24 protein-coding genes are annotated in these 24,668 nt (G+C 66.2%); 21 read left to right on the top strand and 3 right to left on the bottom strand.

Translation table 11 applies throughout. The features are described 5' to 3' along the window. Nucleotides 1–38: 38 nt before the first annotated feature. Nucleotides 39–206, top strand: a complete 168-nt coding sequence (locus WDM86_19515; GenBank protein MEI9992214.1) for a hypothetical protein — start codon at nt 39–41, stop codon at nt 204–206. Nucleotides 207–364: 158 nt separating this feature from the next. Further along, nucleotides 365–577, top strand: a complete 213-nt coding sequence (locus WDM86_19510; GenBank protein ID MEI9992213.1) for a type II toxin-antitoxin system RelE/ParE family toxin — start codon at nt 365–367, stop codon at nt 575–577. A gap of 257 nt (nt 578–834) precedes the next feature. Here the strand turns inward: WDM86_19510 and WDM86_19505 are convergent, their stop codons facing one another. Further along, a complete protein-coding gene (locus tag WDM86_19505; GenBank protein MEI9992212.1) occupies nt 835–1,434 on the bottom strand; it encodes a hypothetical protein in 600 nt (199 codons plus the stop codon). Here WDM86_19505 and WDM86_19500 point away from each other — a divergent pair. Continuing rightward, the gene (locus WDM86_19500) at nt 1,406–2,230 is read left to right on the top strand and encodes an FtsX-like permease family protein (GenBank protein ID MEI9992211.1); all 825 of its coding nucleotides are present in this window, start codon (nt 1,406–1,408) and stop codon (nt 2,228–2,230) included. The two genes, WDM86_19505 and WDM86_19500, sit on opposite strands and share 29 nt — an antisense overlap. Then, a complete protein-coding gene (locus WDM86_19495; protein MEI9992210.1) occupies nt 2,227–2,931 on the top strand; it encodes an ABC transporter ATP-binding protein in 705 nt (234 codons plus the stop codon). The genes WDM86_19500 and WDM86_19495 overlap by 4 nt, the downstream gene beginning before the upstream one ends. Here WDM86_19495 and WDM86_19490 read toward each other — a convergent pair. After that, complete coding sequence (locus tag WDM86_19490) at nt 2,928–3,401, bottom strand: type II toxin-antitoxin system HicB family antitoxin (protein ID MEI9992209.1); 474 nt, start codon at nt 3,399–3,401, stop codon at nt 2,928–2,930. The two genes, WDM86_19495 and WDM86_19490, sit on opposite strands and share 4 nt — an antisense overlap. A 483-nt stretch (nt 3,402–3,884) precedes the next feature. Between WDM86_19490 and dnaE the strand changes: the two genes are divergently transcribed. Next, nucleotides 3,885–7,316, top strand: a complete 3,432-nt coding sequence (gene dnaE / locus WDM86_19485; GenBank protein ID MEI9992208.1) for a DNA polymerase III subunit alpha — start codon at nt 3,885–3,887, stop codon at nt 7,314–7,316. A gap of 21 nt (nt 7,317–7,337) precedes the next feature. Here the strand turns inward: dnaE and WDM86_19480 are convergent, their stop codons facing one another. Further along, nucleotides 7,338–8,528 (bottom strand): aminotransferase class I/II-fold pyridoxal phosphate-dependent enzyme, encoded by a 1,191-nt coding sequence (locus WDM86_19480; protein ID MEI9992207.1) that lies wholly within the window; start codon nt 8,526–8,528, stop codon nt 7,338–7,340. Between the two features lie 207 nt (nt 8,529–8,735). Here WDM86_19480 and WDM86_19475 point away from each other — a divergent pair, with 207 nt between their 5' ends. The 16 genes from WDM86_19475 to lpxB all read left to right on the top strand — a co-directional run bounded on the left by WDM86_19475 (nt 8,736) and on the right by lpxB (nt 24,137). Then, nucleotides 8,736–9,215 (top strand): DUF992 domain-containing protein, encoded by a 480-nt coding sequence (locus WDM86_19475; GenBank protein MEI9992206.1) that lies wholly within the window; start codon nt 8,736–8,738, stop codon nt 9,213–9,215. Between the two features lie 284 nt (nt 9,216–9,499). Continuing rightward, nucleotides 9,500–10,264 (top strand): 30S ribosomal protein S2, encoded by a 765-nt coding sequence (gene rpsB, locus WDM86_19470; protein ID MEI9992205.1) that lies wholly within the window; start codon nt 9,500–9,502, stop codon nt 10,262–10,264. A 47-nt stretch (nt 10,265–10,311) separates the two neighbouring features. After that, complete coding sequence (gene tsf, locus WDM86_19465; protein MEI9992204.1) at nt 10,312–11,274, top strand: translation elongation factor Ts; 963 nt, start codon at nt 10,312–10,314, stop codon at nt 11,272–11,274. Nucleotides 11,275–11,447: 173 nt separating this feature from the next. Then, nucleotides 11,448–12,173: a UMP kinase gene (gene pyrH / locus WDM86_19460; protein ID MEI9992203.1), complete on the top strand. Its 726-nt coding sequence runs from the start codon at nt 11,448–11,450 to the stop codon at nt 12,171–12,173. A gap of 26 nt (nt 12,174–12,199) precedes the next feature. Next, nucleotides 12,200–12,760 carry a ribosome recycling factor gene (gene frr / locus WDM86_19455; protein MEI9992202.1) on the top strand — a complete coding sequence of 187 codons (561 nt, stop codon included), beginning with the start codon at nt 12,200–12,202 and terminating at the stop codon, nt 12,758–12,760. Nucleotides 12,761–12,783: 23 nt separating this feature from the next. Further along, the gene (gene uppS / locus WDM86_19450) at nt 12,784–13,521 is read left to right on the top strand and encodes a polyprenyl diphosphate synthase (GenBank protein MEI9992201.1); all 738 of its coding nucleotides are present in this window, start codon (nt 12,784–12,786) and stop codon (nt 13,519–13,521) included. After that, a complete protein-coding gene (locus WDM86_19445) occupies nt 13,518–14,387 on the top strand; it encodes a phosphatidate cytidylyltransferase (protein MEI9992200.1) in 870 nt (289 codons plus the stop codon). Before uppS ends, WDM86_19445 begins: the two co-directional genes overlap by 4 nt. Then, a complete protein-coding gene (gene dxr / locus WDM86_19440) occupies nt 14,384–15,622 on the top strand; it encodes a 1-deoxy-D-xylulose-5-phosphate reductoisomerase (protein ID MEI9992199.1) in 1,239 nt (412 codons plus the stop codon). Before WDM86_19445 ends, dxr begins: the two co-directional genes overlap by 4 nt. Nucleotides 15,623–15,635: 13 nt before the next feature. Next, a complete protein-coding gene (locus WDM86_19435) occupies nt 15,636–16,760 on the top strand; it encodes a M50 family metallopeptidase (GenBank protein MEI9992198.1) in 1,125 nt (374 codons plus the stop codon). A gap of 59 nt (nt 16,761–16,819) precedes the next feature. Continuing rightward, nucleotides 16,820–19,192 (top strand): outer membrane protein assembly factor BamA, encoded by a 2,373-nt coding sequence (gene bamA, locus WDM86_19430; protein ID MEI9992197.1) that lies wholly within the window; start codon nt 16,820–16,822, stop codon nt 19,190–19,192. 4 nt (nt 19,193–19,196) lie between these two features. Further along, nucleotides 19,197–19,802: an OmpH family outer membrane protein gene (locus tag WDM86_19425; protein ID MEI9992196.1), complete on the top strand. Its 606-nt coding sequence runs from the start codon at nt 19,197–19,199 to the stop codon at nt 19,800–19,802. 14 nt (nt 19,803–19,816) lie between these two features. Continuing rightward, complete coding sequence (lpxD, locus tag WDM86_19420) at nt 19,817–20,860, top strand: UDP-3-O-(3-hydroxymyristoyl)glucosamine N-acyltransferase (GenBank protein MEI9992195.1); 1,044 nt, start codon at nt 19,817–19,819, stop codon at nt 20,858–20,860. After that, on the top strand, nt 20,853–21,320 hold the full coding sequence (gene fabZ / locus WDM86_19415) for a 3-hydroxyacyl-ACP dehydratase FabZ (protein MEI9992194.1): 468 nt from the start codon (nt 20,853–20,855) through the stop codon (nt 21,318–21,320). Before lpxD ends, fabZ begins: the two co-directional genes overlap by 8 nt. Before the next feature lie 4 nt (nt 21,321–21,324). After that, complete coding sequence (gene lpxA / locus WDM86_19410; GenBank protein ID MEI9992193.1) at nt 21,325–22,128, top strand: acyl-ACP--UDP-N-acetylglucosamine O-acyltransferase; 804 nt, start codon at nt 21,325–21,327, stop codon at nt 22,126–22,128. Between the two features lie 6 nt (nt 22,129–22,134). Then, nucleotides 22,135–22,944 carry a UDP-2,3-diacylglucosamine diphosphatase LpxI gene (lpxI, locus tag WDM86_19405; GenBank protein MEI9992192.1) on the top strand — a complete coding sequence of 270 codons (810 nt, stop codon included), beginning with the start codon at nt 22,135–22,137 and terminating at the stop codon, nt 22,942–22,944. Then, nucleotides 22,941–24,137 carry a lipid-A-disaccharide synthase gene (lpxB, locus tag WDM86_19400; GenBank protein ID MEI9992191.1) on the top strand — a complete coding sequence of 399 codons (1,197 nt, stop codon included), beginning with the start codon at nt 22,941–22,943 and terminating at the stop codon, nt 24,135–24,137. The genes lpxI and lpxB overlap by 4 nt, the downstream gene beginning before the upstream one ends. Nucleotides 24,138–24,668 lie beyond the last annotated feature (531 nt).

Raw genomic sequence — 24,668 nt, 5'->3', positions numbered from 1 at the left:
CTGCATCTCCCTCCCAGGTGCCGAAGCCCCAAGGCTTGATGACCATCGCGCCGCGCACCGGCGACGGCTCCGCCATGTCGGCCTCGCGCACCACGGCCTGGTACCACTGGGCGAAGGTCGACCGGTTGCCGGTCGTCCGGGACACGCTGAGGGCGCGCTGTGCCATGAATTTCTCGCGAATTGCTCTGTTAACCGGGGTTTCGTAAGAAGGATCGGGGCGATTTGCAACCGAAGCCCGACTTGACCGATTGTATCCTGTGGAATACAAATGATCCGTCTGCTTCAAACGGATGTATTTTCCAAATGGCTGGGAGGTCTGCGCGACAGTGTCGCGCGAACGCGAAATCAACAAGCGGCTTGACCGATTGGCCTTGGAAATCCGGGAGACGTGAAAGCACTCGGCAAAGGTCTGTTCGAAATGCGGATCGATCACGGTCCTGGATATCGTGCCTACTATTTTCGCCATGCGCAGGAAATCGTCGTACTCCTGGCCGGCGGTGATAAGAAAATGCAGGAACGGGACATCGTGACGGCGTTTGAACTCATGGAAGCGGTGAAGGCAACATGGCCAAAGTGACAAGGGTGAAGCTCAGCCCGTATGATTCCGCCGACTATCTCAAGTCCGAAGAAGATGTTGCGAATTATCTCGATGCCATTTTCGAAGATGGCGATCCCGCGCTGATCGCTCACGGTCTCGGTGTCGTTGCCCGCTCCAAGGGCATGGCGAAGATTGCCAAGAAGACCGGTTTTAGGTCGCGAGAGCCTGTACAAGGCTCTGTCGAAAGACGGCAATCCGGGATTCATGACAGTGTTGAAGGTCGTCCAGGCGCTCGGCTACAAGCTGAAGCTCGCCGCCTGATGGCCGATCACCCCGCAGACATCGAGCCGCGCGTGACCGCCGGCGCCGCGATCGCGGCGACCGAGTTGCCGCCTTTCGTCCATGCCGGGGCGACGGCGCCACCAGCGCCCCGCCCCGCCGCTAGCCGCCCCTTCGCCGGCTTCGAGTGGATGGTCGCGTTTCGCTACCTGCGGCCGCGGCGCAAGGACGGGTTCATTTCGTTCATTTCGATCCTGTCGCTGGCCGGGATCGCGCTCGCCGTCGCCGCGCTCATCATCGTCATGTCGGTGATGAACGGCTTTCGTCACGACCTGCTGGCGCGCATCCTGGGCCTGCAAGGTCATTTCATCGTCCAGGGTTATGGCGGCAACCTGACGAGTTTCGACGCGGTCGCCGCCCGCGTGCGCGCGGTGCCGGGCGTGGTCCACGTCGCGCCGATCATCGACGGCCAGGCGCTGGCCTCGGGCGGCGGCACCTCGCCCGGCGTCGTGGTGCGCGGCATCCGCGCCGGCGACCTCAAGGGACCTGACGGCGGTCTCCAACTCGCTGACGCCCGATGCGCTCGCCATGTTCAAGGGCGGCGACAGCGTGATCATCGGCGCCCGTCTCGCCGCCAAGCTCGACATCGCGCCGGGCGGTTCGATCACGCTGATCGCGCCGCGCGGCAACGTCACGCCGTTCGGCGTCACCCCGCGCATCAAGACCTATACCGTCGCCGGCACCTTCAACATCGGCATGAGCGAATACGATTCCACCTTCGTCTTCATGCCGCTGGACGAGGCGCAGCTCTATTTCAACCTCGCTGACAGCGTGACCGGCCTGGAAGTCATGGTGTCCAATCCCGACGACGTGAATGCGATGCTGAAGCCGCTCGGCGACGCGGCCGGCCCTGGCGCGCGCGTCTTGAGCTGGCAGGCGATCAGCTCCAGCCTGTTCCAGGCGCTGCAGGTCGAAGCCAATGTCATGTTCCTGATCCTGGCGATCATTACCCTGGTCGCGGCGTTCAACATCGTCTCGACCCTCATCATGCTGGTGAAGGACAAGTCCGGCGACATCGCGATCCTGCGCACCATGGGCGCCACGCGCGGCGCGGTGACGCGCATCTTCTTCATCGCCGGCGCCTCCATCGGCAATCGCCGGCACCGCGACCGGGCTTCTGATCGGCACGCTGTTCTGCGCCAATATCGAGAGCATCCGCCAGGTCCTGTCGCACATCACCGGCACGACGCTGTTCGACCCGACGATCTATTTCCTCGAACGCATGCCGGCGCGCATAGAGATCGGCGATGTCGCGTCCGCCGTGGTGCTGGCGCTCGGCCTGTCGTTCCTCGCCACGCTCTACCCCGCCTGGCGCGCCGCGCGTCTCGATCCGGTGGAGGTGCTGCGCTATGAGTGAGGCGCTGCGCCTGGAAAATGTCGTGCGGACCTACACCCAGGGCCCCGCCACGCTCGAAGTGTTCCGCAATGTGAATTGCACGCTGCGCCAGGGCGAGCTTGTCGCGCTGGTCGGGCCGTCCGGCGCCGGCAAGTCGTCCTTGCTGCACATGGCCGGCCTGCTCGAAGCGCCCAGCAGCGGCGAGGTCTATATCGGCGGCGTCGCGGCCTCGACGCTGCCCGATGCCGAGCGCACCCGCATCCGCCGCGACACGATCGGCTTCGTCTACCAGGCCCATCATCTGCTGCCCGAGTTCAGCGCGCTGGAGAATGTCGTCATGCCCCAGCGCATCGCGGGCCGCCCGCGCGCGCAGGCCGAGCGCGACGCCGCGCACATCCTCACTTATCTCGGCCTCGGCGAGCGCCTGACGCACCGCCCCTCGCAGCTTTCCGGCGGCGAGCAGCAGCGCGTCGCCATCGCCCGCGCGCTGGCCAACCGGCCGAGGATCCTCTTGGCCGACGAGCCGACCGGCAATCTCGACACCCGCACCGCCGTCGGCGTGTTCCAGGCGCTGGTTGATCTGGTGCGCTCCGAAGGCCTCGCCGCGCTGGTCGCCACGCACAATCTGGAACTCGCCGCCCGCATGGACCGCGCCCTGGTCCTGCACGAGGGCAGGCTGCTCGACGGCGGCAAGCTCGGCACGCCCCAGCCGGCCTAGCGCTTCGGCTTCGGCGCCGTCGTCGCATTCCTCAAGGCACGCGCAAGTGCCGTGCTGGCGGCCATCGCGCCCGGTCCCGGCGCTACCCCGAGCATCACGCTGAGCACGAAGCCGAAGAAGCTCGACCGGCTCATGCCGAGGTCGGCGGCGCGCGCGTCCACCTTGGCGATCAGCCGCTTGGGCAGATAGACGTTCACCCGCTCCGACGGATCGGGCGGCGCCACGCTGATCATCACGAAAGCGAGGAAGTTCTTCGGCTTGGCGATGGCGTCCATCGCCGTGGGCTCGGGCATTTCGCGATCCTGCTCCGCCAGCCCGTCGACGATGTCGGACAGTCGAACTTGCGCCTTCTCGACCGCCTCCTCCTGGGTGCGGCCGGCCGCGACGCAATCCGGAAAGTCCGGCAGCCAGACCGCGAAGGTCTTCTTCTCCGCCTTTTCGAGGACCGCAGGGTAAAGCCTGGACGCCATCTGGAGCTCCTGTTTGGTGTGTTATATCGCACAACATCGGCAGTGTGTTAATCCACACAATCGGATGCAGACGAGCGGCCGGGCGATGGCATGGGCCAGCACGAAATCCGCCGGTTTTCCGGCGACGCCGGTCCTTGCAAGGCCTTGGTGGAGCACAGGAAACCGTTGGCCTGTGGATAAGTTCTCGCTTTCGCGGCCGTCCCGAATCAGATTCGATCCCGTTTTGTTCTTGACAAGACAAGAACACAAAGAGAACATGTGATCCTCAAACGAGCGAGGACGATCATGTGGATCAGGGATGCGGTAGCGGGCGTGAGTTTGGTGGTGTTTGTGGCGTCGTCCTACCTCCTGGTTCCGGTGGCACAGGCGCTGCTCTCGACCTTCTAGGGGTGGGGCGATTCGGACCTGTGGATAGCGGCGCGGTGCCGCTGTCGGCGGCGTCCGATACTGGTCCAATGGCCATGAAATCGAATCGGGACGGCAATGGAGCGCAAACCGGCGATATTCGTCCATTTGAGGGTGAAAAGCGCCTACTCGCTCCTCGAAGGCGCGGTCAGGCCTGGCGAGCTTGCCGCGCTGGCGTGCGAGAACGCGATGCCCGCCGTCGCGGTCACCGACGTCAACAACCTCTTCGGGACCTATGAACTCTCCGACACGCTGGCCAAGGCCGGCGTGCAGCCGATCGTCGGCTGCCTGGTCTCGGTCGAGCTGGAAGACGCACCGGCGATCCATGTCCTGGGCACGCGCAAGAAGCCGCCGGCGATGGCCCTGCTGGTCCAGAACGATACCGGCTACCGCAACCTCTCCAAGCTGCTCAGCGCCGCCTTCCTGGGCGCCGAGCCGGGCGATTTCCCGCATGTGACCGCGGCCCAGCTTGCCGATCATGCCGAGGGGCTGATCGCGCTCACCGGCGGCCCCGGCGGGCCGGTCAACAAGCTCATCCTCGAGGGCCAGGTCGCCGCCGCCGATGCGCTGGTGGCCAAGCTCCAGACGATCTTCGGCGACCGGCTTTATGTCGAGCTGCAGCGCCACAACCTTCCGGAAGAACGCGCCGCCGAGGACAAGCTGATCGACATCGCCTATGCGCGGGCGATCCCGCTGGTCGCCACCAACGACGTGCATTTCGGCAAGGCCGACATGTACGAGGCGCACGACGCGCTGCTCTGCATCGCCGACGCCGCCTTCGTCAGCCAGGAGGACCGCCGCCGCCTGACGCGCGAGCACCGGTTCAAGTCTTCCGCCGAGATGGCGGCGCAGTTCGCCGACCTGCCCGAGGCGATCGAGAACACGGTCGAGATCGCGCGGCGCTGCGCCTTCCGGCCCAAGAAGCGCGATCCCATCCTGCCGCAATTCGTCCCCGAATCCGGCCGCTCGCCGGAAGACGAGATGCGCGAGCAGGCGGCGGCCGGCCTCAAGGCCAAGCTCGCCCAGCACGGCCTGCATGCCGAGATGCAGGTGTATCTCGATCGTCTCGCATTCGAGCTCAACGTCATCCTCCGCATGAATTTCGCGGGCTACTTCCTGATCGTCTCCGATTTCATGAAATGGACGCGCGGGCAGGGCATTCCGGTCGGCGTGCGCGGCTCGGGCGCGACCTCGCTGGTCGCCTGGGCGCTCGACATCACCAATCTGGATCCCATCCGCTTCGGTCTTCTGTTCGAGCGCTTCCTTAATCCCGAGCGCATCTCGATGCCGGATTTCGATATCGATTTCTGCCAGGAGCGGCGCGACGAGGTCGTGCGCTATGTCCGCGAGAAATACGGCCGCGACCGCGTCGCCCATATCATGGCGCTGGGTTCGCTCCAGGCCCGCGCCGCGGTGCGCGACGCCGGCCGCGTTTTGCAGATGCCGCTCGGCCTGGTCGACCGCATCGCCAAGCTGGTGCCCAATCCGCCCGGCAAGCCGGTGTCGATGGAAGACGCCTTCGCCTCCGAACCGCGCCTGCAGCAGATCGCCGAGCAGGAACCGGTGGCGCAGAAGCTGTTCTCCATCGTAGAGAAGATCGAGGGTCTCTACCGCCACGCCTCCACCCATCCGGCAGGCGTGGTGATCGGCGACCGGCCGCTGGACGAGATCGTGCCGCTCTACCGCGATCCGCGCTCCGAAATGCCGGTGACGCAGTTCGACTATGAGGATGCCGAGAAGGCGGGCCTGGTGAAGTTCGACTTCCTGGGCCTGAAGACGCTGACCGTCATCGCCAAGGCGGAGGAATTGCTCAAGAAGCGTGGCATCGATCTGGACACCCAGAACATCGATTTCGACGATCCGGGCACCTACGAGATGCTGTCGAAGGGCGACAGCGTCGGGGTGTTCCAGCTCGAAGGCGCGGGCATGCGCGACCTGTTGCGCAAGATGAAGCCCGACCGCGTGCACGATCTGATCGCGCTGGTGGCGCTCTACCGCCCGGGCCCGATGGACTCGATTCCGAAATACATCGCGGTCAAGAACGGCAAGGAGAAGCCGGAATATCTGCACCCCGCGCTCGAGCCGATCCTGAGCGAGACGTTCGGCGTCATGACGTACCAGGAAGACGTGATGAACATTGCGCGGGTGCTGGGCGGCTACACGCTCGGTGGCGCCGATCTTCTGCGCCGCGCCATGGGCAAGAAGATCGCCTCCGAAATGGCGGTGCACGAGCAGCGCTTCATCGACGGCGCCGTGAAGAACGGCGTGCCCAAGGGCGTCGCGGCGCAGATCTTCGAGCAGGCCGCGAAATTCGCCGGCTACGGCTTCAACAAAGGCCACGCCGCGGCTTATGCCCAGGTCGCCTATCAGACGGCGTATCTCAAGGCGAATTATCCGGTCGAATTCCTCGCCGCCTCGATGACGCTCGATATCGGCAACACCGACCGGCTCAACGTCTTCAAGCAGGAAGCGCAGCGGCTGGAGATCAAGGTCCTGGCGCCGGACGTCAACCGCTCCGAATCCGTCTTCACCTGCGATGCCGAGAAGGGCCTCATCTTCTACGCGCTTGCCGCCGTGAAGGGTGTCGGCCGCCAGGCGATGGACCATGTGGTGGAGGAACGCCGCGCCAACGGCCCGTTTCGCAGCCTCGGCGACTTCGCCCGCCGCATCGATCCCAAGCTCGTCAACAAGCGCGCCTTCGAAAGCCTCGCCCGCGCCGGCGCCTTCGACGCCTTGAACCGCAACCGCCGCCAGGTGGTCGAATCCGCCGACATCCTGCTCAACAGCGCCCAGCGCAATGCCCGCGAGCGCGAATCCGGCCAGATCGCGCTGTTCGGCGGCGCGCCCGAAGAGCAGGACGATATCCGCCTCGCCGCCGTCGCCGACTGGCCCTCGCACGAAAGGCTGAGCGAGGAATTCGCCGCCATGGGCTTCTATCTCTCGGGCCATCCGCTCGACGCCTATGCCGCGCCCTTGAAGCGCCTCGGCGCCACGACCCTGGCCGCGCTGGCGGAAGATCGCCGCCGCTCCGGCTTCAAGGCGATCCTCGCCGGCACCATGATCCGCAAATACGAAAGGCGCAGCCGCAACAATGAGAGCTATGCCTTCGTCTCCTTCTCCGATCCGACCGGCATGTTCGAGGTGATGCTGTTCCCCGAAGTGCTGGCCGCCGCGCGCCCGCTGCTGGAGGCCGGCAAGTCCGTGCTGATCACCGCCAGCGCGGAATGGGACGGCGACGAGCTCAAGCTGCGCGCCGCCGCCATCGCCGATCTCGACGCCGCCGCCGCCAATGCGGGGGAGGGGCTCAAGGTCTATCTTCAGGACGCGACGTCGCTCGGCGCCATCGCGGCGCAGCTCAAGCAAGCCGGCAAGGGCATCGTCACCTTCGTCGTCCCCGGCGGTCCCGGCGAGGAAGTCGAGATCAATCTGCCCAAGCCCTATCAGGTGTCGGTGGCGCTGAAAAACGCGATCAAATCGCTGCCCGGCGTGGCGCAGGTGGAGTCGGTATAGAGGTCGCCCGACGCGGCGCGATCACAAACTTGCGAGCGCTCGCTCGATTCGGCCGAGCCCTTCGCCGAGCAGCGCCTTGTCCTGCGCGAAACAGATGCGGACGAACGAATCCGCCTGTCCGTCTCCCGCCGGACCGAAGGCTGAGCCCGGCGCCACGCCCACTCGTCCCTTCTTGACCAGGTCGCGCGCGAAGGCGAGCGAATCCGTCAGCCCGTCCATGTGCAGGAAGCCGTAGAACGCGCCCTCGGGCCGGATCCAGCGGATGCGATTCTGGCCGTCGATGAAGCGTTGCACCACCTCGCGCCCGGTCTGGCAGCGCTCGCGCATCTCCTCGCGAAACGCATCGCCCCTGGGCGACAGCGCCGCCAGCGCGCCATATTGCGCGAAGGTCGTGGGCCCCGTGTTGTTGGCTATGGTGATGACGCCGAGCTGCTTGCCCAGGTGCTCGGGATGCACCAGCCAGCCGATGCGCCAGCCGGTCATCGCCCAGGCCTTGGAGAAGCTGTTGATCACGAAGAGATTGTCCTCCGGCTCCGCGATCTCCAGGAAGGACGGCGCGTGGGCCGAGCCGTCGAAGGTCAGCGTGCCATAGACCTCGTCGCTGATGACCGCGATGCCGCGCCGGCGCGCGAAGTCGAGCACGGCGCGCTGCTCGTCGCGGCGCATCACCCAGCCGGTCGGATTGCCGGGCGAGGCGATGAAGATCGCCTTGGTCCGCGCGTCGCATTGCGAGAATATCTTTTCGAGGTCCAGGTTCCAGCGGGCAGGGGAGGCGCGCCAATCGTCGTCCAGCCGCGCGAAGCGGGTCTGCGCCCCCACCATCTGCGCCGCCTGGAAGATCGACGGCCAGATCGGCGAGACGATCACGACATTGTCGCCGGTCTCGCACAGGATCTGCAGCGCGGTCACCACCGCCAGCGTCGCCGCGCCGGGCATCGAGATGCGCTCCAGCGCGACGTCGGCGCCGGTCGTGCGCTTGTGGAAATCGCGGATCGCCTCGCGCAGGACGGGCATGCCCCGCGACTGGGTATAGAAGGTCTTGCCGTCGTCCAGCGCGGCCTTCGCCGCCTCGCGGATGAAGGACGGGGTGACGAGATCGCTCTCGCCGAACCACAGGGGGATGAGGTCGGGCTCGCCCAGCCCCATCATGGCGACCAGGCCGATGCCGTTGGGTTCGAGCGCCTCGATGGCGGGACGGATGGGAGATGTCATGGCACCGTCTTAGCGGATATTTTTTCGGTCCACCAAGTCGTTTGGAGCATGCCAGCCTCGCGGCCGTCGTTGAGGCATTTTGGCAGTCGATGGATCGAATGTTGCGCGAGCGGGTTCCCTATCGGGCGAGCGCGTGGGCGCTCCCCTCACCGGCGCTATTCCCCCCCGGAACCCCGCGCGGGCTTCTCCAACAGAAAGAACGTCACAATGAAAATTTCCACCGGATTGCTCGGCGCCGTCGCGCTCGCCGTCATCGCCATTGCCGCGCCCGCTCAGGCCGCCCCCCATGGCGTCAATGTAGGCACGCTGACTTGCAACGTCGCGAGCGGCTGGGGCTTCGTCTTCGGATCCTCCAAGGACTTGCATTGCACCTTCCGCCAGAACGACCGGCGCGTCGAGCACTACACGGGCTCGATCTCCAAGTTCGGCGTCGACATCGGCTACACCGAGGGCGGCGTCCTGGTCTGGGGCGTCGTGGCGCCAAGTTCGGATACCCGTGCCGGCGCGCTTGACGGCGACTATGTCGGCGCCACCGCCGGCGCGACGGTCGGCGTCGGCCTGGGCGCGAATGTGCTCGTCGGCGGCTTCGACAAGTCCTTCGCGCTGCAGCCGCTCAGCGTCTCGGACAATCGCGGCCTGAACGTCGCGGCCGGCATCGGGGCGATCAGCCTTAGCCATAACGAATAGTCACCGGGCCGCGCGGACGCGAACCGTCCGCGCGGCCTGAACCCGACGCGCCGGTCTTTGGCTGGCGCGTCGCGTTCGTTTGCGCCCCAGGGGCGCCGCACCGACCCAGAATCTGCCGGCTTGCTTGTTTCTCTCACCGTCTCTATAAGCCCCGCCATCTCGCACGCTGAGTGGCTTTCGCAGGGTGTTCCTGCGTCGCCGTCCGGTGCTCCCGACAGGGGGTAACTCATGCGTCTGGCCAACCGGTAAAGGAGACTGAATTCATGGCTCTGCCAGATTTTTCCATGCGTCAGCTGCTCGAAGCGGGCGCGCATTTCGGCCACCGCCAGCAGCGCTGGAACCCGAAGATGGCGCCCTACATCTACGGCTCGCGCAACGACATCCACATCCTCGATCTGACCCAGACCGTGCCCCTGCTGCACACCGCCCTCGTCGCGCTGCGCGACGTCGCGGCCGGCGGCGGCCGCATCCTGTTCGTCGGCACCAAGCGCCAGGCGTCGGAGCCGATCGCCGCGGCCGCCAAGCGCTGCGCCCAGTATTACGTGAACCACCGCTGGCTCGGCGGCACGCTGACCAACTGGCAGACCGTGTCGAACTCGATCAAGCGCATGCGCCAGATCGAGGAGACGCTGTCCTCGGCGCAGTCCTCGGGCCTCAAGAAGAAGGAGCTGCTCGGCATGCTGCGCGAGCGCGACAAGCTCGACCGCTCGCTCGGCGGCATCAAGGAGATGGGCGGGCTGCCCAACATGCTGTTCGTGATCGACACCAACAAGGAAGCGATCGCGATCTCCGAGGCCAAGAAGCTCGGCATCCCCGTCACCGCCATCCTGGATTCGAACAGCGATCCGGACGGCATCGCCTATCCGATCCCGGGCAATGACGACGCGGCCCGCGCGCTGGCGCTCTATTGCGACCTCGCCGCCCGCGCCATCATCGACGGGCTCAGCCAGGGCCAGGCGGCGTCCGGCGTCGACACCGGCGAAGCCGAAGTGCTGCCCGACGTCACGCCCATCGCCGAGGCGCCCCCCGTCGCGGAAGCGACAGCTTAAAAAACGCGCGGAAGCGACAGCTTAAGAACAAGTAGACGGAGCCGACTATGGTCAACATCACCGGACCGATGGTGAAGGACCTGCGCGACAAAACCGGCGCGGGGATAATGGACTGCAAGACCGCGCTCAAGGAGACCGATGGCGACATGGAAGCCGCCATGGACTGGCTGCGCAAGAAGGGCATCACCAAGGCGGCCAAGAAGGCCGGCCGCGCCGCCGCCGAGGGCCTCGTCGGCGTCGCCACCGGCGGCCATGTCGGCGCCCTGGTCGAGGTCAATGCCGAGACCGATTTCGTTGCGCGCAACGACGAGTTCAAGGACTTCGTGAAGACCGCCGCCAAATTCGCGCTGGAGGAGGAGGGCGATCTCGAAAAGCTGCTCGCCCGCAAGATCGGCGAGGCGAGCGTGCAGCACACCCTGACCGAGCTTGTCGCCAAGATCGGCGAGAACATGAGCGTGCGCCGCACGATCATGCTCGCGGTCGATCCCGGCGTCGTGGCGGCCTATGTCCACAACCCGTCCTCGCCGGAGCTCGGCAAGATCGGTGTCCTGGTGGCGCTCAAATCGACCGCCGACAAGGACAGGCTGAACACGCTCGGCCGCCAGATCGCCATGCACGTCGCCGCGGCGTCGCCGCTGGCGCTGTCGCCGGCCCATCTCGACCCGGCCGTGGTCGCGAAGGAGCGCGAGATCCAGACCGAGATCGCGCGCCAGTCCGGCCGCCCCGACAACGTCATCGAGAAGATGCTCGAGGGCCGCATGCGGAAGTTCTACGAGGAATCGGTTCTGGTCTCGCAGGTGTTCCTGGGCCCGGGCTCCGACGGCAAGCTGACGGTCGAGAAGGTCGTCGAGGCGGCGGCGAAGGAGCTGGGCGCCCCGATCGCGATCGAAGGCTTCGTCCGCTTCCAGGTCGGCGAGGGCATCGAGAAGACCGAATCCGACTTCGCCGACGAAGTCGCGAAGATGAGCGGCACGAAAAAAGACGGCGACGGCGACAAGGCCGGCGGCTAGCCTTAAGCAGACCCTCCCCTTGAGGGAGGGTCGAAATCTGCGGAGCAGATTTCGGGAAGGGGTCTTGCTCCGCCGCCCGCGCCCTCCCCGAAAAATTCTTCGCTACGCTTCGAATTTTTCGACCCTCCTCAAGGGGAGGGTAGGATGAAATCGAAACCGCCGAAGGGGATTGCATGGCCGTCACGCCGAAATACCGCCGGGTACTCCTGAAGGTCTCCGGCGAGGCGCTGATGGGCGATCAGTCCTTCGGCATCGACGTCGCGACCGTCGACCGCATCGCCGCCGACGTCGAGGAGGCGATCCACGCCGGCACCCAGATCTGCTTGGTGATCGGCGGCGGCAATATCTTCCGCGGCCTGTCCGGCGCGGCCAAGGGCATCGACCGGGCGACGGCCGACTATATGGGCATGCTCGCCACCGTCATGAACGCGCTGGCCATGCAGGCAGCCCTGGAGCGGCTCGACATCCCGACAAGGGTCCAGTCCGCCATCCCGATGAGCACGGTCTGCGAGCCCTATGTCCGCCGCCGCGCCATCCGCCATCTGGAGAAGGGCCGGGTCGTGATCTTCGCCGCCGGCACCGGCAATCCGTTCTTCACCACCGACACCGCCGCGGCGCTGCGGGCGGCCGAGATGAACTGCAACGCGATGATGAAGGCGACGCAAGTTGACGGCGTCTACAGCGCTGACCCCAAGAAGGTCCAGGACGCCGTGCGGCACGAATATCTGAGCTATCACGAGGTGTTATCGCGCGATCTTCAGGTTATGGACGCATCGGCCATTTCGCTGTCGCGTGAAAATAAGATTCCGATCATCGTATTCTCGATCCATGATCGGGGATCGCTGGCCCAGGTCCTCAAGGGCAAGGGCCGGTCGACGATCATAGAAGACCGGGCCTGACAGGCACCGCGCAAGGACTGGGCACCATGGCAGAGACATACAGCAAGGACGAACTGACACGGCGCATGCACGGCGCCATCGAGACCCTGAAAAAGGAGTTTTCCGGCCTTCGGACCGGCCGCGCCAGCCCGGCGCTGCTCGATCCCGTCCGGGTCGAGGCCTATGGCAATCTGGTTCCCGTTAACCAGGTCGGGAACATCTCGACGCCCGAGCCCCGCATGCTGACGGTTCAGGTGTGGGACAAGGGCCTGGCCAAGGCGGTCGACAAGGCCATCCGCGACGCCAATCTTGGCCTCAATCCCCAGATGGACGGCCAATTGCTGCGCATTCCATTACCCGAACTTAATCAGGAAAGGCGCAAGGAACTGGCCAAGCTGGCGTCCAAATACGCCGAAGCCGCCCGGGTCGCGGTCCGCAATGTGCGGCGCGACGGAATGGATTTGCTCAAGCGCCTCGAAAAGGACCACAAGATCGGTCAGGACGATCACCATAAGCACGGCGATGAATTGCAGAAGGTCACCGACGCGCACATAAAGGAAATCGACTCCGCGCTGCAGGGCAAGGAGCAGGAGATCATGCAGGTCTGACGAACCTGCCCGCGAGGTAATAAATGGCGCTTGCGCCAAAGACGCCGACAGTCCTTCCCCGCCACGTCGCGATCATCATGGACCGCAACGGGCGCTGGGCGCGCAAGCGGTTGCTGCCCCGCGAGGCCGGCCATGTCGCCGGCGTCGGCGCCGTGCGCGCGGTGGTGCGCGCCGCGTCCGACGTCAAGCTCGAATACCTCACGCTCTTCGCCTTCTCGTCGGAGAACTGGAAACGTCCGCGGCCCGAAGTGAACGCGCTGATGGCGCTGTTCCGCGGCTATTTCCGCAGCGACCTCGACGAGCTTCATGCCCGCAACGTCCGCGTCCGCTTCATCGGCAGCCGCGAGCGCATCGCCGGCGACATCCGCAAGATGATCGAGGAGGCCGAGAACCGCACCGTGGCCAACACCGGCCTCAACCTGACCTTCGCCTTCGACTATGGCGGGCAGGAAGAGATCGCCAATGCCGCCCGCGAGCTCGCGCGGGCCGCCAAGGAAGGCCGCCTGGATCCGGAGACCATTACGCCAGAGCTGTTCGCCACGCGCCTCTTCACCGGCGGCCTGCCGGAGACCGACCTGCTGATCCGCACCGGCGGCGAGCATCGCTTGAGCAATTTCCTGCTCTGGCAGTCGTCCTATGCCGAGCTTCTGTTCGTCGACACGCTGTGGCCGGATTTCGGCCGCGAGGACCTGATGAAGGCGCTCGACCAGTACGCGCAGCGCGAGCGCCAGTTCGGCGGCATCTCGGAAGCGGTCGCGTGACGCGCTCGGGCCACATCTCGGCTCCGGCGAGCCCCGCGCCGGGTTACCGCGCGGTTCGCTTCAATCTCGACTGGATCACCCGGCCGCTGTTCGGCATCGCGCTTGCCGCCGTCGTCACCGCCGCGATTTTCGGCGGCGCGCCCTATATCGCGGCTCTCGCGGCATTGGCCGGCGTCGCCGCCGCCCGCGAATGGCATCGCATGGTCGGCGAGCGGGTCTTCGGCACGGCCTTCTACCTTTCATCCGCGACCATCGTCGCGGCCTTGGCGGCAGAGGCGGTCTGGCCGCGCACCGACGCCGGCTGGGCGATCCTGGCGGGCGGCGCGCTGGCGACGGCGCTCTATGCCGCCTTCGTCAAGCTCCTGCCGGCCTGGCACGGCTTTGGTCCGCTTTATATCGGCATCGCGCCGCTGGCGCTCATGATGCTGCTTGGCGTCCCGCACGGCGCCTTCATCGTGACCGGCGTGTTCCTCGCCGTCTGGGCGACGGATACCAGCGCGCTGATCGTCGGCAATCTGGTGGGCGGTCCCAGGCTCTGGCCGTCGCTGTCGCCGAACAAGACCTGGTCGGGCACGCTGGGCGCGGTCGCGGTCGCCGCCGTGGTCGAGGCGATCTATGTCGCCGTTCTCGGCGGCAACGCCGTCGAGGGCGGGCTCTACGGCGCCGCCATCGGGGTCCTGTCCCATTGCGGCGACCTCTTCGAATCCTGGGTCAAGCGCGTGTTCCAGCGCAAGGATTCGGGCGGCATCATTCCGGGTCATGGCGGTATGCTGGACCGCATCGACTCGACTCTGCTGACGGCGCCGGTCGTCGCGGCGTTCATCCTTCTGGCCGGACTCAACCCGATGTTTGGAGCCCACCCTTGAACGCGCTGGCCGCAACCCGCACGCCCTTCGAGATCGAATCGCTGGAGCCGGTGCTGGCGCGCAGCGTCACCGTCCTCGGCTCGACCGGATCGATCGGCGTCTCGACGCTCGACGTCGTCGCCCATGCCCGCGCCGTCTATGGCGCCGACGTCATGCCGGTGGAGGCCATCACCGCGCAGGGCAGGGTGGACGACCTCATCAAGCAGGCCCGCGCGATCAACCCCAGGATCGCGGTGATCGGCGACGAAAAGCTCTATGGCGCGCTCAAGGACGGCCTCGCCGGCACCGGCATCGAGGCCGCGGCCGGCCGCGGCGCCGTGATCGAGGCCGCGGCGCGTCCCTCATCCACCGTGATGGTCGCGATCATGGGCGCGGCGGCGCTCGAGCCGGCGCTGGCCGCGGTCGCGCGCAGCGCCACCGTGGCGCTCGCCAATAAGGAGTGCATCGTCGCCGCCGGCGGCGTGTTCCACCGCGCCCTCGCCAATTCAACGGCTTCGGTGATCCCGGTCGATTCCGAGCACAATGCCGTCTTCCAGGTCCTGAACGGCGAAGGCGCCCGCGAGGTCGAGAAGGTCACGCTCACCGCCTCGGGCGGTCCGTTCCGCGACTGGACGCTGGAGCAGATGGCGGTCTGCACCGTCGAGCAGGCGGTGGCCCATCCCAACTGGTCGATGGGCGCCAAGATCTCGGTCGACAGCGCCACGCTGATGAACAAGGGCCTCGAACTGATCGAGGCGCATTTCCTCTTCGCGCTTGCCCCCGAGAAGCTGGACGTGCTGGTGCATCCGCAGTCCATCGTGCATTGCCTGGTCTCCTACGAAGATGGCTCGACCCTGGCGCATCTCTCCGCTCCCGACATGCGCACGCCGATCGCGCACGCGCTGGCCTGGCCCCGGCGCATCGCCTCGCCGTCGCGCCGGCTCGATCTCGCCGCCGTGGGCCGGCTCGACTTCCGCAAGCCCGATCACGACCGCTTCCGCTGCCTCGGCCTCGCCATGGAGGCGATGCGGGTCGGCGCGCTGGCGCCCACCATCCTGAACGCGGCGAACGAGATCGCGGTCGACGCCTTTTTGAACCGCCGCATCGGCTTCCTCGACATTCCGCGGGTCGTCGAAGAAACGCTCGCGCAATCGCCGGAGGCGAACGCGCCCTGCGACACGCTGGACGCCGTGCTGTCCGCCGACGCGCGGGCCCGCGAGCTTGCCGCGCAAATCTGCCGCCGTGTCGTGAACTGACAGGACCCAAACGATGTTGAGCGAGATTCAAGGCCTTCTGAGCTGGTCGGTATACGGCATACCGGCGTTCCTGTTCCTCATCACGGTCGTGGTGTTCTTCCACGAGCTCGGCCATTTCTCGGTGGCGCGCCTCTTCAACGTCAGGATCGACACCTTCTCCATCGGCTTCGGCCGCCCGATCGTCTCCTGGAAGGACGCTAAGGGCACGCAGTGGAAGATCTCCTGGCTGCCGCTCGGCGGCTTCGTGAAATTCTTCGGCGACGCCGACGGCGCCAGCACGCCCGACCGCGAAGCGGCGGCGCGCATGAGCCCGGAAGACCGCGCCGTCGCCTTCCCCTTCAAGCCCTTGTGGCAGCGCGCCCTGATCGTCGTCGCCGGTCCGCTGGCGAATTTCGTCCTCGCCATCGTGATCCTCACCGGCCTGTTCATGTTCCACGGCCGGCCGGTGATGCCGCCGGCCCAGATCGTGAAAGTCGAACCGCACAGCGCCGCCGACGTCGCCGGCCTCAAGCCCGGCGACCGCGTCGTCGGGCTCGACGGCGACGAGATCAGGACCTGGGACGACATGGTTCAGATCGTCGCGCTCAGCGCCGGCACGCGCCTGCCCATAACGGTCGACCGCGGCGGCCATCGCCTGACGCTCTTCGCCACGCCGCGCGAGGTCGTCGACAAGGACCCCTTCGGGAACAGGGTGCGCGTCGGCAAGCTCGGCATCCAGGGCACGGCCATCGCGCACACCCTGGTCCGGCTGGGGCCGATCCAGGCGGTCGGCGCCGCGTTCGGCGAAATCGGCGATATCGTCTCGGTCTCGTTCCGCGCCCGCACCCAACTTTTCCGTGGCAACACCAGCCAGCTCGCCGGGCCGGTTGGCATTCTGAAACTATCGGGTCAAGTCGCCGCCGTGAGCTTCATTGCGCTGGTTCATCTCATAGCTCTACTTTCTGTAAGCATCGGCTTGGTAAACCTTTTTCCGATTCCGCTGCTCGACGGGGGCCATCTTCTGTACTATGCATGCGAGGGTGTTTTGGGGCGTCCGCTCGGAGAGCGGGCCCAGGACGTTGGATTTAGGCTCGGGCTGGCTGTCGTGGCGGGAATATTCCTCCTGGCGACCTGGAATGACCTCCTGAATCTTTTCTGAAACTTCGGCGGGCTGCCGACGAAGCGGCTGGGCCATTAGCGAGTACCAGAGACGACTGGATGAGCCACATCACCCTGTTCGCCCGATTTGTGCGTGCGGCTCCGGCGCTGGCCCTGGGGCTTGCCGTCGGCGGGCCGGGCGCGCTCGCCCAGACCCCGCCCTCCAGCCCCGGCGCGCCGCCCCCGTCGGCGCCGGCCACGCCGGCGCAGGCGCCGCAACTGATCCAGCGCATCGTCGTCAACGGCACCCAGCGCATCGAGCCGTCGACGGTGATTTCCTACATCACGTTGCGCCAGGGTGACATCTTCAACGAGCAGACCGTCGATCTCGCGCTCAAGACGCTCTACCAGACCGGCCTCTTTGCCGACGTGAAGATCCGCTTCGACGGCACGACCCTCACGATCAACGTGGTCGAGAACCCGATCATCAACCAGATCGATTTCGAGGGTAACAGCAAGGTCAGCCAGAAGGACCTCGAAAAGGAAGTCCAGCTCAAGCCGCGCACCGTCTTCACGCGCTCGAAGGTCCAGGCCGACGTCCAGCGCATCATCGAGCTCTACCGCCGCAACGGCAAATTCGCGGCCTCCGTCGATCCGCAGATCATCCAGCGGCCGCAGAACCGCGTCGACCTGATCTTCTCGATCAGCGAGGGTCCGTCGACCGGGGTGGCGCGCATCAACTTCATCGGCAACCACGTCTTCGACGATGACACGCTGAAGGCCCAGGTCGCGACCGAAGAGAGCGACTGGTACAAATTCCTCTCGACCAACGACAATTACGATCCCGATCGTCTGACCTTCGACCGCGAAATGCTGCGGCGCTGGTATGTCAGCCACGGCTATGCCGATTTCCGCGTCGTCTCGGCGGTCGCCGAGCTCACCTCCGACCGCAAGTCGTTCTACATCACCTTCACGGTCGACGAGGGCGCCAAGTACAAATTCGGCAAGGTCGACATCGATTCCAGCATCCGCGAGCTGACGGCCAGGGACCTGCGTCCGCTGATCAAGATCCAGCCCGGCGACATCTACAACGCCGACCTGATCCAGAAGGGCATCGACGCGCTCACCAATGCCGCCGGCACCAAGGGCTATGCCTTCGCCGAGGTCCATCCGCGCATCGCCCGCGACCGCGACCACAACACCATCGACGTCATCCTGAAGATCGACCAGGGGCCGCGCGTCTATATCGAGAAGATCAACATCGTCGGCAACAACCGCACGCTCGATAAAGTCATCCGCCGCGAATTCCGCCTGGTGGAAGGCGACGCCTTCAACCGCGTGCTGGTCGACCGTTCGCGCACCCGCATCCGCGCGCTCGGCTTCTTCAAGGACGTCTCGGTCAAGAACGCGCCCGGCAGCCAGCCCGACCGCACCAACCTCACGGTGACGGTGACGGAGCAGTCGACCGGCGAATTGTCGCTCGGCGCCGGCTATTCCTCGACCAGCTCCTTCGTCGGCGAGTTCAGCTATACCGAGCGCAACCTGTTCGGCCGCGGCCAGTACCTGCGCGCCAGCATCCAGCTCTCGACCATCTCCAAGCAGTATCAGATCAGCTTCACCGAGCCCTATTTCCTCGACAAGCCGCTGAACGCCGGCATCGATCTCTACAAGATCGTCACCGACTACACCCAGGCGGGCTATGAGGGCGACACCACCGCCGCCGGCTTCCGCTTCGGCTTCCCGACCTCGGAATATGGCAGCGTCGGCCTGCGCTACACCTATGCCATCAACCGGATCCTGCCGTACGGCAACGCGCCGCAGCAGGTGATCGCGGCGGCGGGCACCACCAAGACCTCGGAAATCTCCTACAGCTTCGTCTACAACACGCTGGACGATCCCATTAAGCCCACCAAGGGCATGGTGTTCTCGCTCTCGCAGGATTTCGCCGGCCTCGGCGGCTCGCTCAAATATCTGCGCAGCCAGAGCTCGATCGCCTTCTATCACCCGATCTTCAACGACTCGCTGGTGGGCTCGCTCAATCTGCAGACCGGCTACATCACCGGTTTCGACGGCCAGAACATTCCGATCCAGGAGCGCTTCTTCAAGGGCGGCGATTCCTTCCGCGGCTTCGCGCAGGCCGGTATCGGCCCGCGCGACATCGCCGTGCCGAGCAATTCGAGCGCGGTCGGCGGCAATTTCTACGCCATCGGCACGGCGCAGCTGAAGCTGCCGTCCTTCCTGCCCGACAGCTATGGCGTGCAGACGGCGCTGTTCAGCGATTTCGGAACGCTCGGCCATCTCGACCTGCCGCTCGGGCCGTGCACGACGACGACCTGCGTGCGGGACAATCTGGCGCTGCGCGCCTCGGCCGGCCTCGCGGTGGCCTGGAAGTCGCCCTTCGGTCCGATCACCATCGATCTGGGCGTGCCTTTCCTCAAGACCAGCTACGACAGAGCGCAGATCATCTACTTCAGTGCAGGAACGGGGTTGTAAAACCATGAAGCTCACATCGCACATCGTCCGCCTGGGCGCGGCGGTCATCGTCCTCGCCGGACTTTCGCAAGCCGCCCTTGCGGCGCCTCCCGGCCCGCCCCCGCAGGGCGCGCCCATGCCGCGCATCCTGCTGGTCGACCGCGCCGAGGTCCTCAGCCGGTCGAACGCCGGCGTCAGCATCATGACCCAGGTCCGGGGGATGATCGCCTCGGCCCAGAACGGCCTGAAGGCCCGCGACCTCGCGCTCCAGAAGGAAGGCCAGGCGCTGCAGCAGCAGATCGCCATCCTGGCGCCCGCCGTGAAGAACGCGAAGATCAAGGCCTTCAACGACAAGCGCAACGCGCTCCAGGCGGACCTGCAGAAGCAGCAGAGCCTGATCCAGGGCGGCCTGCTCGCGGCGCGCACCCAGGCGCTGAACGCGCTGAAGCCGGTCTTGCAGAAGATCATGATCGAACGCGGCGGCAACCTTCTGCTCGACCGCAACGCGGCGCTCGAATGGCTGCCCGCCTTCGACGTCACCGGACTGGCGATCCAGCGGCTCAATCAGGTGCTGCAGACGGTGAAGGTCGTTCCGACGCCGCTGCCGGAGAACGCGGGCCCGCCGCAATAGGGCGGAAAGACGGAATGGCCGATCCACGCTTCTACGACAATCGCGGTCCGTTCGCGCTCGGCGAAGTGTGCAAGGCCGTCGATGCGGCGCTGCCCGCGGGCGCCGATGCGCGCGCCAGGATCGGCGACCTCGCAAGCCTGGCCGGCGCCGGCCCCGATCATTTGAGCTTTTTCGCGGGCGGCGGCCATGGCGCCGATCTGGCCCAGAGCTCGGCCGGCTTCTGCTTCGTGCCGGAGAAGACGGCCAGGCCGCTCCAGCTACGGCCCGGGACGACCGCCATTCCCTGCGCTTCGGTGCAGCACGCCTTCGCCGCCGCGGCGCGATTGTTCTATCCGGACTCGAGCCTGGTTGCCTGGTCGCAGCAGACGGCGGTCGATCCCTCCGCCACCATCGGCGCGCGCGTCGTGCTCGGCCCGGGCGTCGTGATCGGCCCCGGCGCGGAGATCGGCGACGGCACGCGGATCGGTCCCAACACCGTCATCGGGCGCGGCGTGACGGTCGGCCGGGCCTGCGAGATCGGCAGCAATTGCACGATCTCCAACGCCTATATCGGCGACGAGGTTCTGATTCTTCCCGGCGCCCAGATCGGCCAGCCGGGCTTCGGCTTCGCCTCCGGCGCGGCTGGACATATCAAGATTCCGCAGATCGGCCGGGTCATCGTGCAGGACCGGGTCGAGATCGGCGCCTGCACCGCGATCGATCGCGGCGCGCTGGGCGACACCGTGATCGGCGAGGGCACCAAGCTCGACAACCTCATCCAGATCGGCCACAACACCCATATCGGCCGCCACAACATCCTGGTGGCGCAGTCGGGCATTGCCGGAAGCTGCGAATTCGGCGATTTCGTCATCATCGGCCCACAGGTCGGCATCGCCGACCACGTCAAGATCGGCTCCGGGGCGCGGGTGGCGGCCCGTTCGGCTTCGCAGCCCGGAATCGAGTATGCCGGGGGCCAGGATTACGGCGGGGCGCCGCTTCGCCCGGTCCGCGAATGGATCCGCGAAATGCACGCATTGACGAAACTCGCAAAGAAGCCGAAATCTGACAGCCATGGGTGAGCAAGGTCGGTCGGAACTGGTCCTGGATGTGGAGGCGCTGAAGAAGCTCATTCCGCATCGCGCGCCATTTCTTTTCGTGGAGCGGCTGACGGACATCGTGCCGTTCGAAAGCGCCAACGGGTTCAAGGCGGTCTCGTTCAACGAGCCGCATTTCGCCGGCCACTTCCCGCAATTCGCGGTGATGCCGGGCGTCCTGATCGTCGAGGCGCTGGCGCAGACCGCCGGCGCCCTCGTGGTCCACTCGCTGGCGCTCGACAAGACTCCCAACGTCTTCTTCATGGGCATCGACAAGGCGCGCTTCCGCAAGCCCGTCGTTCCCGGCGACGTGCTGCGCCTGCACGTCAGGGCGCTGCAGCATCGCGGTCCGGTCTGGAAGTTCGAGGGCAAGGCCTATGTCGGCGAGGCGCTGTGCGCCGAAGGCGAATTCAGCGCGATGATCCGCACCGACGTCTCGGGCTGACGGCATGGCGGTTCATCCGACCGCGATCGTCGAGGACGGCGCGAAAATCGGCGCGGGCGTGGAGATCGGCCCGTTCTGCCTGGTCGGCCGCGAGGCCATACTGGGCGACGGGGTGCGGCTTCTCTCTCATGCTGTCGTCAAGGGCAGCACCGAGATCGGCGCCCGCACCGTGGTCCATCCCCAGGCCGTGCTCGGCGGCGAGGGCCAGATCCGCGGCAATGATTTCGACGGCAAGCTGATCGTCGGCGCCGATTGCGTGATCCGCGAAGGCGTCACCATGAGCTGCGGCGGCCGGCGCGGCGGCGGCATCACGACGGTCGGCAACAACGGTTACTTCATGGCGATGAGCCATGTCGGTCACGATTGCCACGTCGCCGACGACGTGACCTTCACCAACGCCGCGGTCCTTGGCGGCCATTCCGAGATCGGGCAGGGCGTCATCCTGGGCGGGCTCTCCGCCGTGCAGCAATTCTGCCGCGTCGGAAAAGGCGCGATGATCGGCGGGATCAGCGGCGTCAACCGCGACGTCATCCCCTATGCCATGGCATTCGGCGATCACATCGAGCTCGCGGGCCTCAACCTGATCGGCCTGAAGCGCCGCGGCCTGTCGCGCGAGGTCATCAACGCCATGCGCGCCGCCTTCCGGCTGATCTTCAAGGGCGCCGAGGGCGATGTCGAAAAGCGCGCCCGGGACGCCAAGTTGAAGTGGCCGAACGTGCGCGAGGTCGCCGAGATCGCCGATTTCATCCTCGCCGACCACAAGCAGCCGCTCGCGCTCTATCGCAGGCGCGGCGGCGCCGAAGACTGAGCGACCGTGAGCGCATTGGGCATCATCGCGGGCGGGGGCGAGTTGCCGCGTGCCATCGCCGAAAGCGCGCGCGAGGCCGGGCGCGGCGTCTTCGTCGTCGCGCTCGAATTGGCCGGCGACTGGGTGAACGGCTTTCCGCACGACCGCAGCTCGATGGGCCTGGTCGGAAAAACCCTCGGCCTGCTTCGCGCGCATGATTGCAAGGATGTCGTGTTCGCGGGCTATGTCTCGCGCCCGAACTTCTTCAAGCTGCGCTATGACCTCAAGGGCCTGTCCTGGTTTCTGCCGGTGCTCTGGGCGATGCGGCGGGGCGACAACACGCTGCTCGACGCCATGGTCTTCCTGTTCGAGCGCGAGGGCCTGTCGATCAAGAGCATCGACAGCATCGCGCCCTGGCTCCAGATCGGCGAAGGCCCGCTCGGCAAGGTGGCGCCGACGCCGGAAGATGAAAGGGACGTCGCGATCGCCATCGCCGCGGCGCGCGCGCAGGGCGCTCGCGATGTCGGACAGGCGGTCGTCGTGCGCGACGGGAAGATCGTCGCCATCGAGACGAAAGACGGCACCGACGCGATGCTGACGAAGTTGGGCAGGCTGCCGCCCGGCCGCGGCGTCCTCGTCAAGGCCCTCAAGCCGATCCAGGATCGCAAAACCGATCTTCCCGCCATCGGCGTCGCGACGGTGCGGAACGCCGCCGCCTGCGGTCTCGCCGGCATCGCCATCGAGGCGCATACCGCGCTGGTGCTGGGCCGCGCCGCCGTGACCGAGGCCGCCGACGCGCTCGGCCTGTTCGTGGTCGGGGTGCCGACGAAATCATGAGCACGCTCCCCGCCAAACCCCTGTCCTTGATGCTGGTGGCCGGCGAACCGTCCGGCGACCTGCTCGGCGGCCAGTTGATGGCCGCGCTGAAGGTGGTCGCCGGCGACAGCGTGAACATCTTCGGCATGGGCGGACCGGCGATGACGGCGCAGGGCCTGACTTCGCTCTTTCCGCTCAAGGACACCGCGGTGATGGGCTTGCGCGAAGTGGTGCCGAAAATCCCCGTCATCCTGCGCCGCGTCAGCGACATCGTGGGCGTCGCGATGACGCGCAAGCCCGACGCCGTCGTGCTGATCGACAGCCCCGACTTCAACCACCGCATCGCGCGGCGCCTCAAGCGCCTCGCGCCGGAGATCCCGACGATCAACTATGTCGCGCCGCAGGTCTGGGCGTCGCGGCAATACCGCGCCCGCGCCATGGCGCGCGATTTCGACCTGCTGCTGGCGCTCCTGCCGTTCGAGCCGCCCTTCTTCGAGAAGTATGGTCTCCACACCGTCTTCGTCGGCCATCCGGTGATCGAGCGTGCGAAGCTGATGACCGGCGGCCCCGAACTGCGCGCCAAGCTCGGCATCGCGCCGGACGCGCCGGTGCTCTGCGTCCTGCCCGGCAGCCGCACCAGCGAGATACGCTTCATCCTGCCGATCTTCCGCGACGCGGTGGCCGAGATTGCCAAGCGCGTGCCTGGCCTGATCACGTTGCTGCCGACCGTGCCGCATGTCGCAGCGCGTGTCCGCGCCGCGACGCAGAACTGGCCGGCCCTGCTGCACATCATCGAGGGCGACGCCGACAAATACGCGGCTTTCAAGGCCGCGAACGCCGCGCTTGCGGCCTCGGGCACGGTCACCACCGAACTCGCGCTCGCCCGCACGCCGATGGTGGTGGCCTATCGCGTCGGCGGCCTGACCTACACGCTGGCGCAGGTGCTGTTCCGGTTTAAATATTTCGCGCTGGTGAATCTCTTGCTCGACCGCATGGCCGTGCCCGAACTGCTCCAGCACAAGGCGACGCCGCAGGCGCTGGCCGAAGCGGTGACGCCGCTGCTGACGGACAAGGCGTCCGCCGCGCGTCAGGTCGCCGACCTGGACGAGGTCGCGAAGCTATTGGGCGAAGGCAGCGAAGCACCATCGCTAAGAGCGGCGCACGCCATCGTTGATTTCGTACGCACGCGAGAGCGCCGCACCGGCGCAAAATAAGGCTCGCTGTCATCCCCGGCGAGCCGTGCGCAGCGCGGCGAGGGAAGGGGACCTAGGCGTTGCAACGCGAACGGTGTCGACAGAATGGTCCGAGTCAAAACCCCAACACCGGCCCGGCGTAACCGCCTGGGTCCCGTTCCCCTCGCATCACTTCGTGATGCTCGGCCGGGGATGACAGTTATATGCGCAAGCCAGCGCATTTCTCGTTGAGGCGTGACCGCTAGAAATACGCGGTGCCAGTTACCTTGAATATGCTCCCAGGAACATGTCCGAACTGCACCCCCGGAACGCTCGCGAGTGTAAAGGGCTTCCAAGCTTTCACGATTTCAAGCGCCTTGTCTGGCGTCTCGGCGGGAACGGGATAGTGGCGATTCGTTGGGCTCGAATCTCCGGGCCGACAAAAAGAGACTCTGACGATTTGCAAAGGCATGGCGAAGATTCCTTAAAAGGTTCGGTACCCCTTCTCGCCAAATGCTACGCCTGATAATAATCCTACCGCCAGGGTGGAGACGCCGTAGTTGATATTTTGTC

This window comes from Rhizomicrobium sp. (assembly GCA_037200045.1).
Classification (GTDB): domain Bacteria; phylum Pseudomonadota; class Alphaproteobacteria; order Micropepsales; family Micropepsaceae; genus Rhizomicrobium.
Note: the sequence above shows the minus strand (reverse complement) of the source record. Positions and strands in the feature narration are given on the sequence as shown.

What these genes read in the sequence shown, in the direction of transcription:
- WDM86_19475 (MEI9992206.1), top strand. Translation starts at nt 8,736, where the DNA reads ATGAAAATTTCCACCGGATTGCTCGGCGCCGTCGCGCTCGCCGTCATC.
- frr (MEI9992202.1), top strand. Translation starts at nt 12,200, where the DNA reads ATGGCAGAGACATACAGCAAGGACGAACTGACACGGCGCATGCACGGC.
- lpxB (MEI9992191.1), top strand. Translation starts at nt 22,941, where the DNA reads ATGAGCACGCTCCCCGCCAAACCCCTGTCCTTGATGCTGGTGGCCGGC.
- bamA (MEI9992197.1), top strand. Translation starts at nt 16,820, where the DNA reads ATGAGCCACATCACCCTGTTCGCCCGATTTGTGCGTGCGGCTCCGGCG.
- tsf (MEI9992204.1), top strand. Translation starts at nt 10,312, where the DNA reads ATGGTCAACATCACCGGACCGATGGTGAAGGACCTGCGCGACAAAACC.
- WDM86_19425 (MEI9992196.1), top strand. Translation starts at nt 19,197, where the DNA reads ATGAAGCTCACATCGCACATCGTCCGCCTGGGCGCGGCGGTCATCGTC.
- WDM86_19515 (MEI9992214.1), top strand. Translation starts at nt 39, where the DNA reads ATGACCATCGCGCCGCGCACCGGCGACGGCTCCGCCATGTCGGCCTCG.
- lpxD (MEI9992195.1), top strand. Translation starts at nt 19,817, where the DNA reads ATGGCCGATCCACGCTTCTACGACAATCGCGGTCCGTTCGCGCTCGGC.
- WDM86_19490 (MEI9992209.1), bottom strand. Translation starts at nt 3,401, where the DNA reads ATGGCGTCCAGGCTTTACCCTGCGGTCCTCGAAAAGGCGGAGAAGAAG.
- dnaE (MEI9992208.1), top strand. Translation starts at nt 3,885, where the DNA reads ATGGAGCGCAAACCGGCGATATTCGTCCATTTGAGGGTGAAAAGCGCC.
- WDM86_19480 (MEI9992207.1), bottom strand. Translation starts at nt 8,528, where the DNA reads ATGACATCTCCCATCCGTCCCGCCATCGAGGCGCTCGAACCCAACGGC.
- WDM86_19495 (MEI9992210.1), top strand. Translation starts at nt 2,227, where the DNA reads ATGAGTGAGGCGCTGCGCCTGGAAAATGTCGTGCGGACCTACACCCAG.
- pyrH (MEI9992203.1), top strand. Translation starts at nt 11,448, where the DNA reads ATGGCCGTCACGCCGAAATACCGCCGGGTACTCCTGAAGGTCTCCGGC.
- uppS (MEI9992201.1), top strand. Translation starts at nt 12,784, where the DNA reads ATGGCGCTTGCGCCAAAGACGCCGACAGTCCTTCCCCGCCACGTCGCG.
- WDM86_19500 (MEI9992211.1), top strand. Translation starts at nt 1,406, where the DNA reads ATGTTCAAGGGCGGCGACAGCGTGATCATCGGCGCCCGTCTCGCCGCC.
- rpsB (MEI9992205.1), top strand. Translation starts at nt 9,500, where the DNA reads ATGCGTCAGCTGCTCGAAGCGGGCGCGCATTTCGGCCACCGCCAGCAG.
- fabZ (MEI9992194.1), top strand. Translation starts at nt 20,853, where the DNA reads ATGGGTGAGCAAGGTCGGTCGGAACTGGTCCTGGATGTGGAGGCGCTG.
- WDM86_19435 (MEI9992198.1), top strand. Translation starts at nt 15,636, where the DNA reads ATGTTGAGCGAGATTCAAGGCCTTCTGAGCTGGTCGGTATACGGCATA.
- lpxA (MEI9992193.1), top strand. Translation starts at nt 21,325, where the DNA reads ATGGCGGTTCATCCGACCGCGATCGTCGAGGACGGCGCGAAAATCGGC.
- WDM86_19505 (MEI9992212.1), bottom strand. Translation starts at nt 1,434, where the DNA reads ATGATCACGCTGTCGCCGCCCTTGAACATGGCGAGCGCATCGGGCGTC.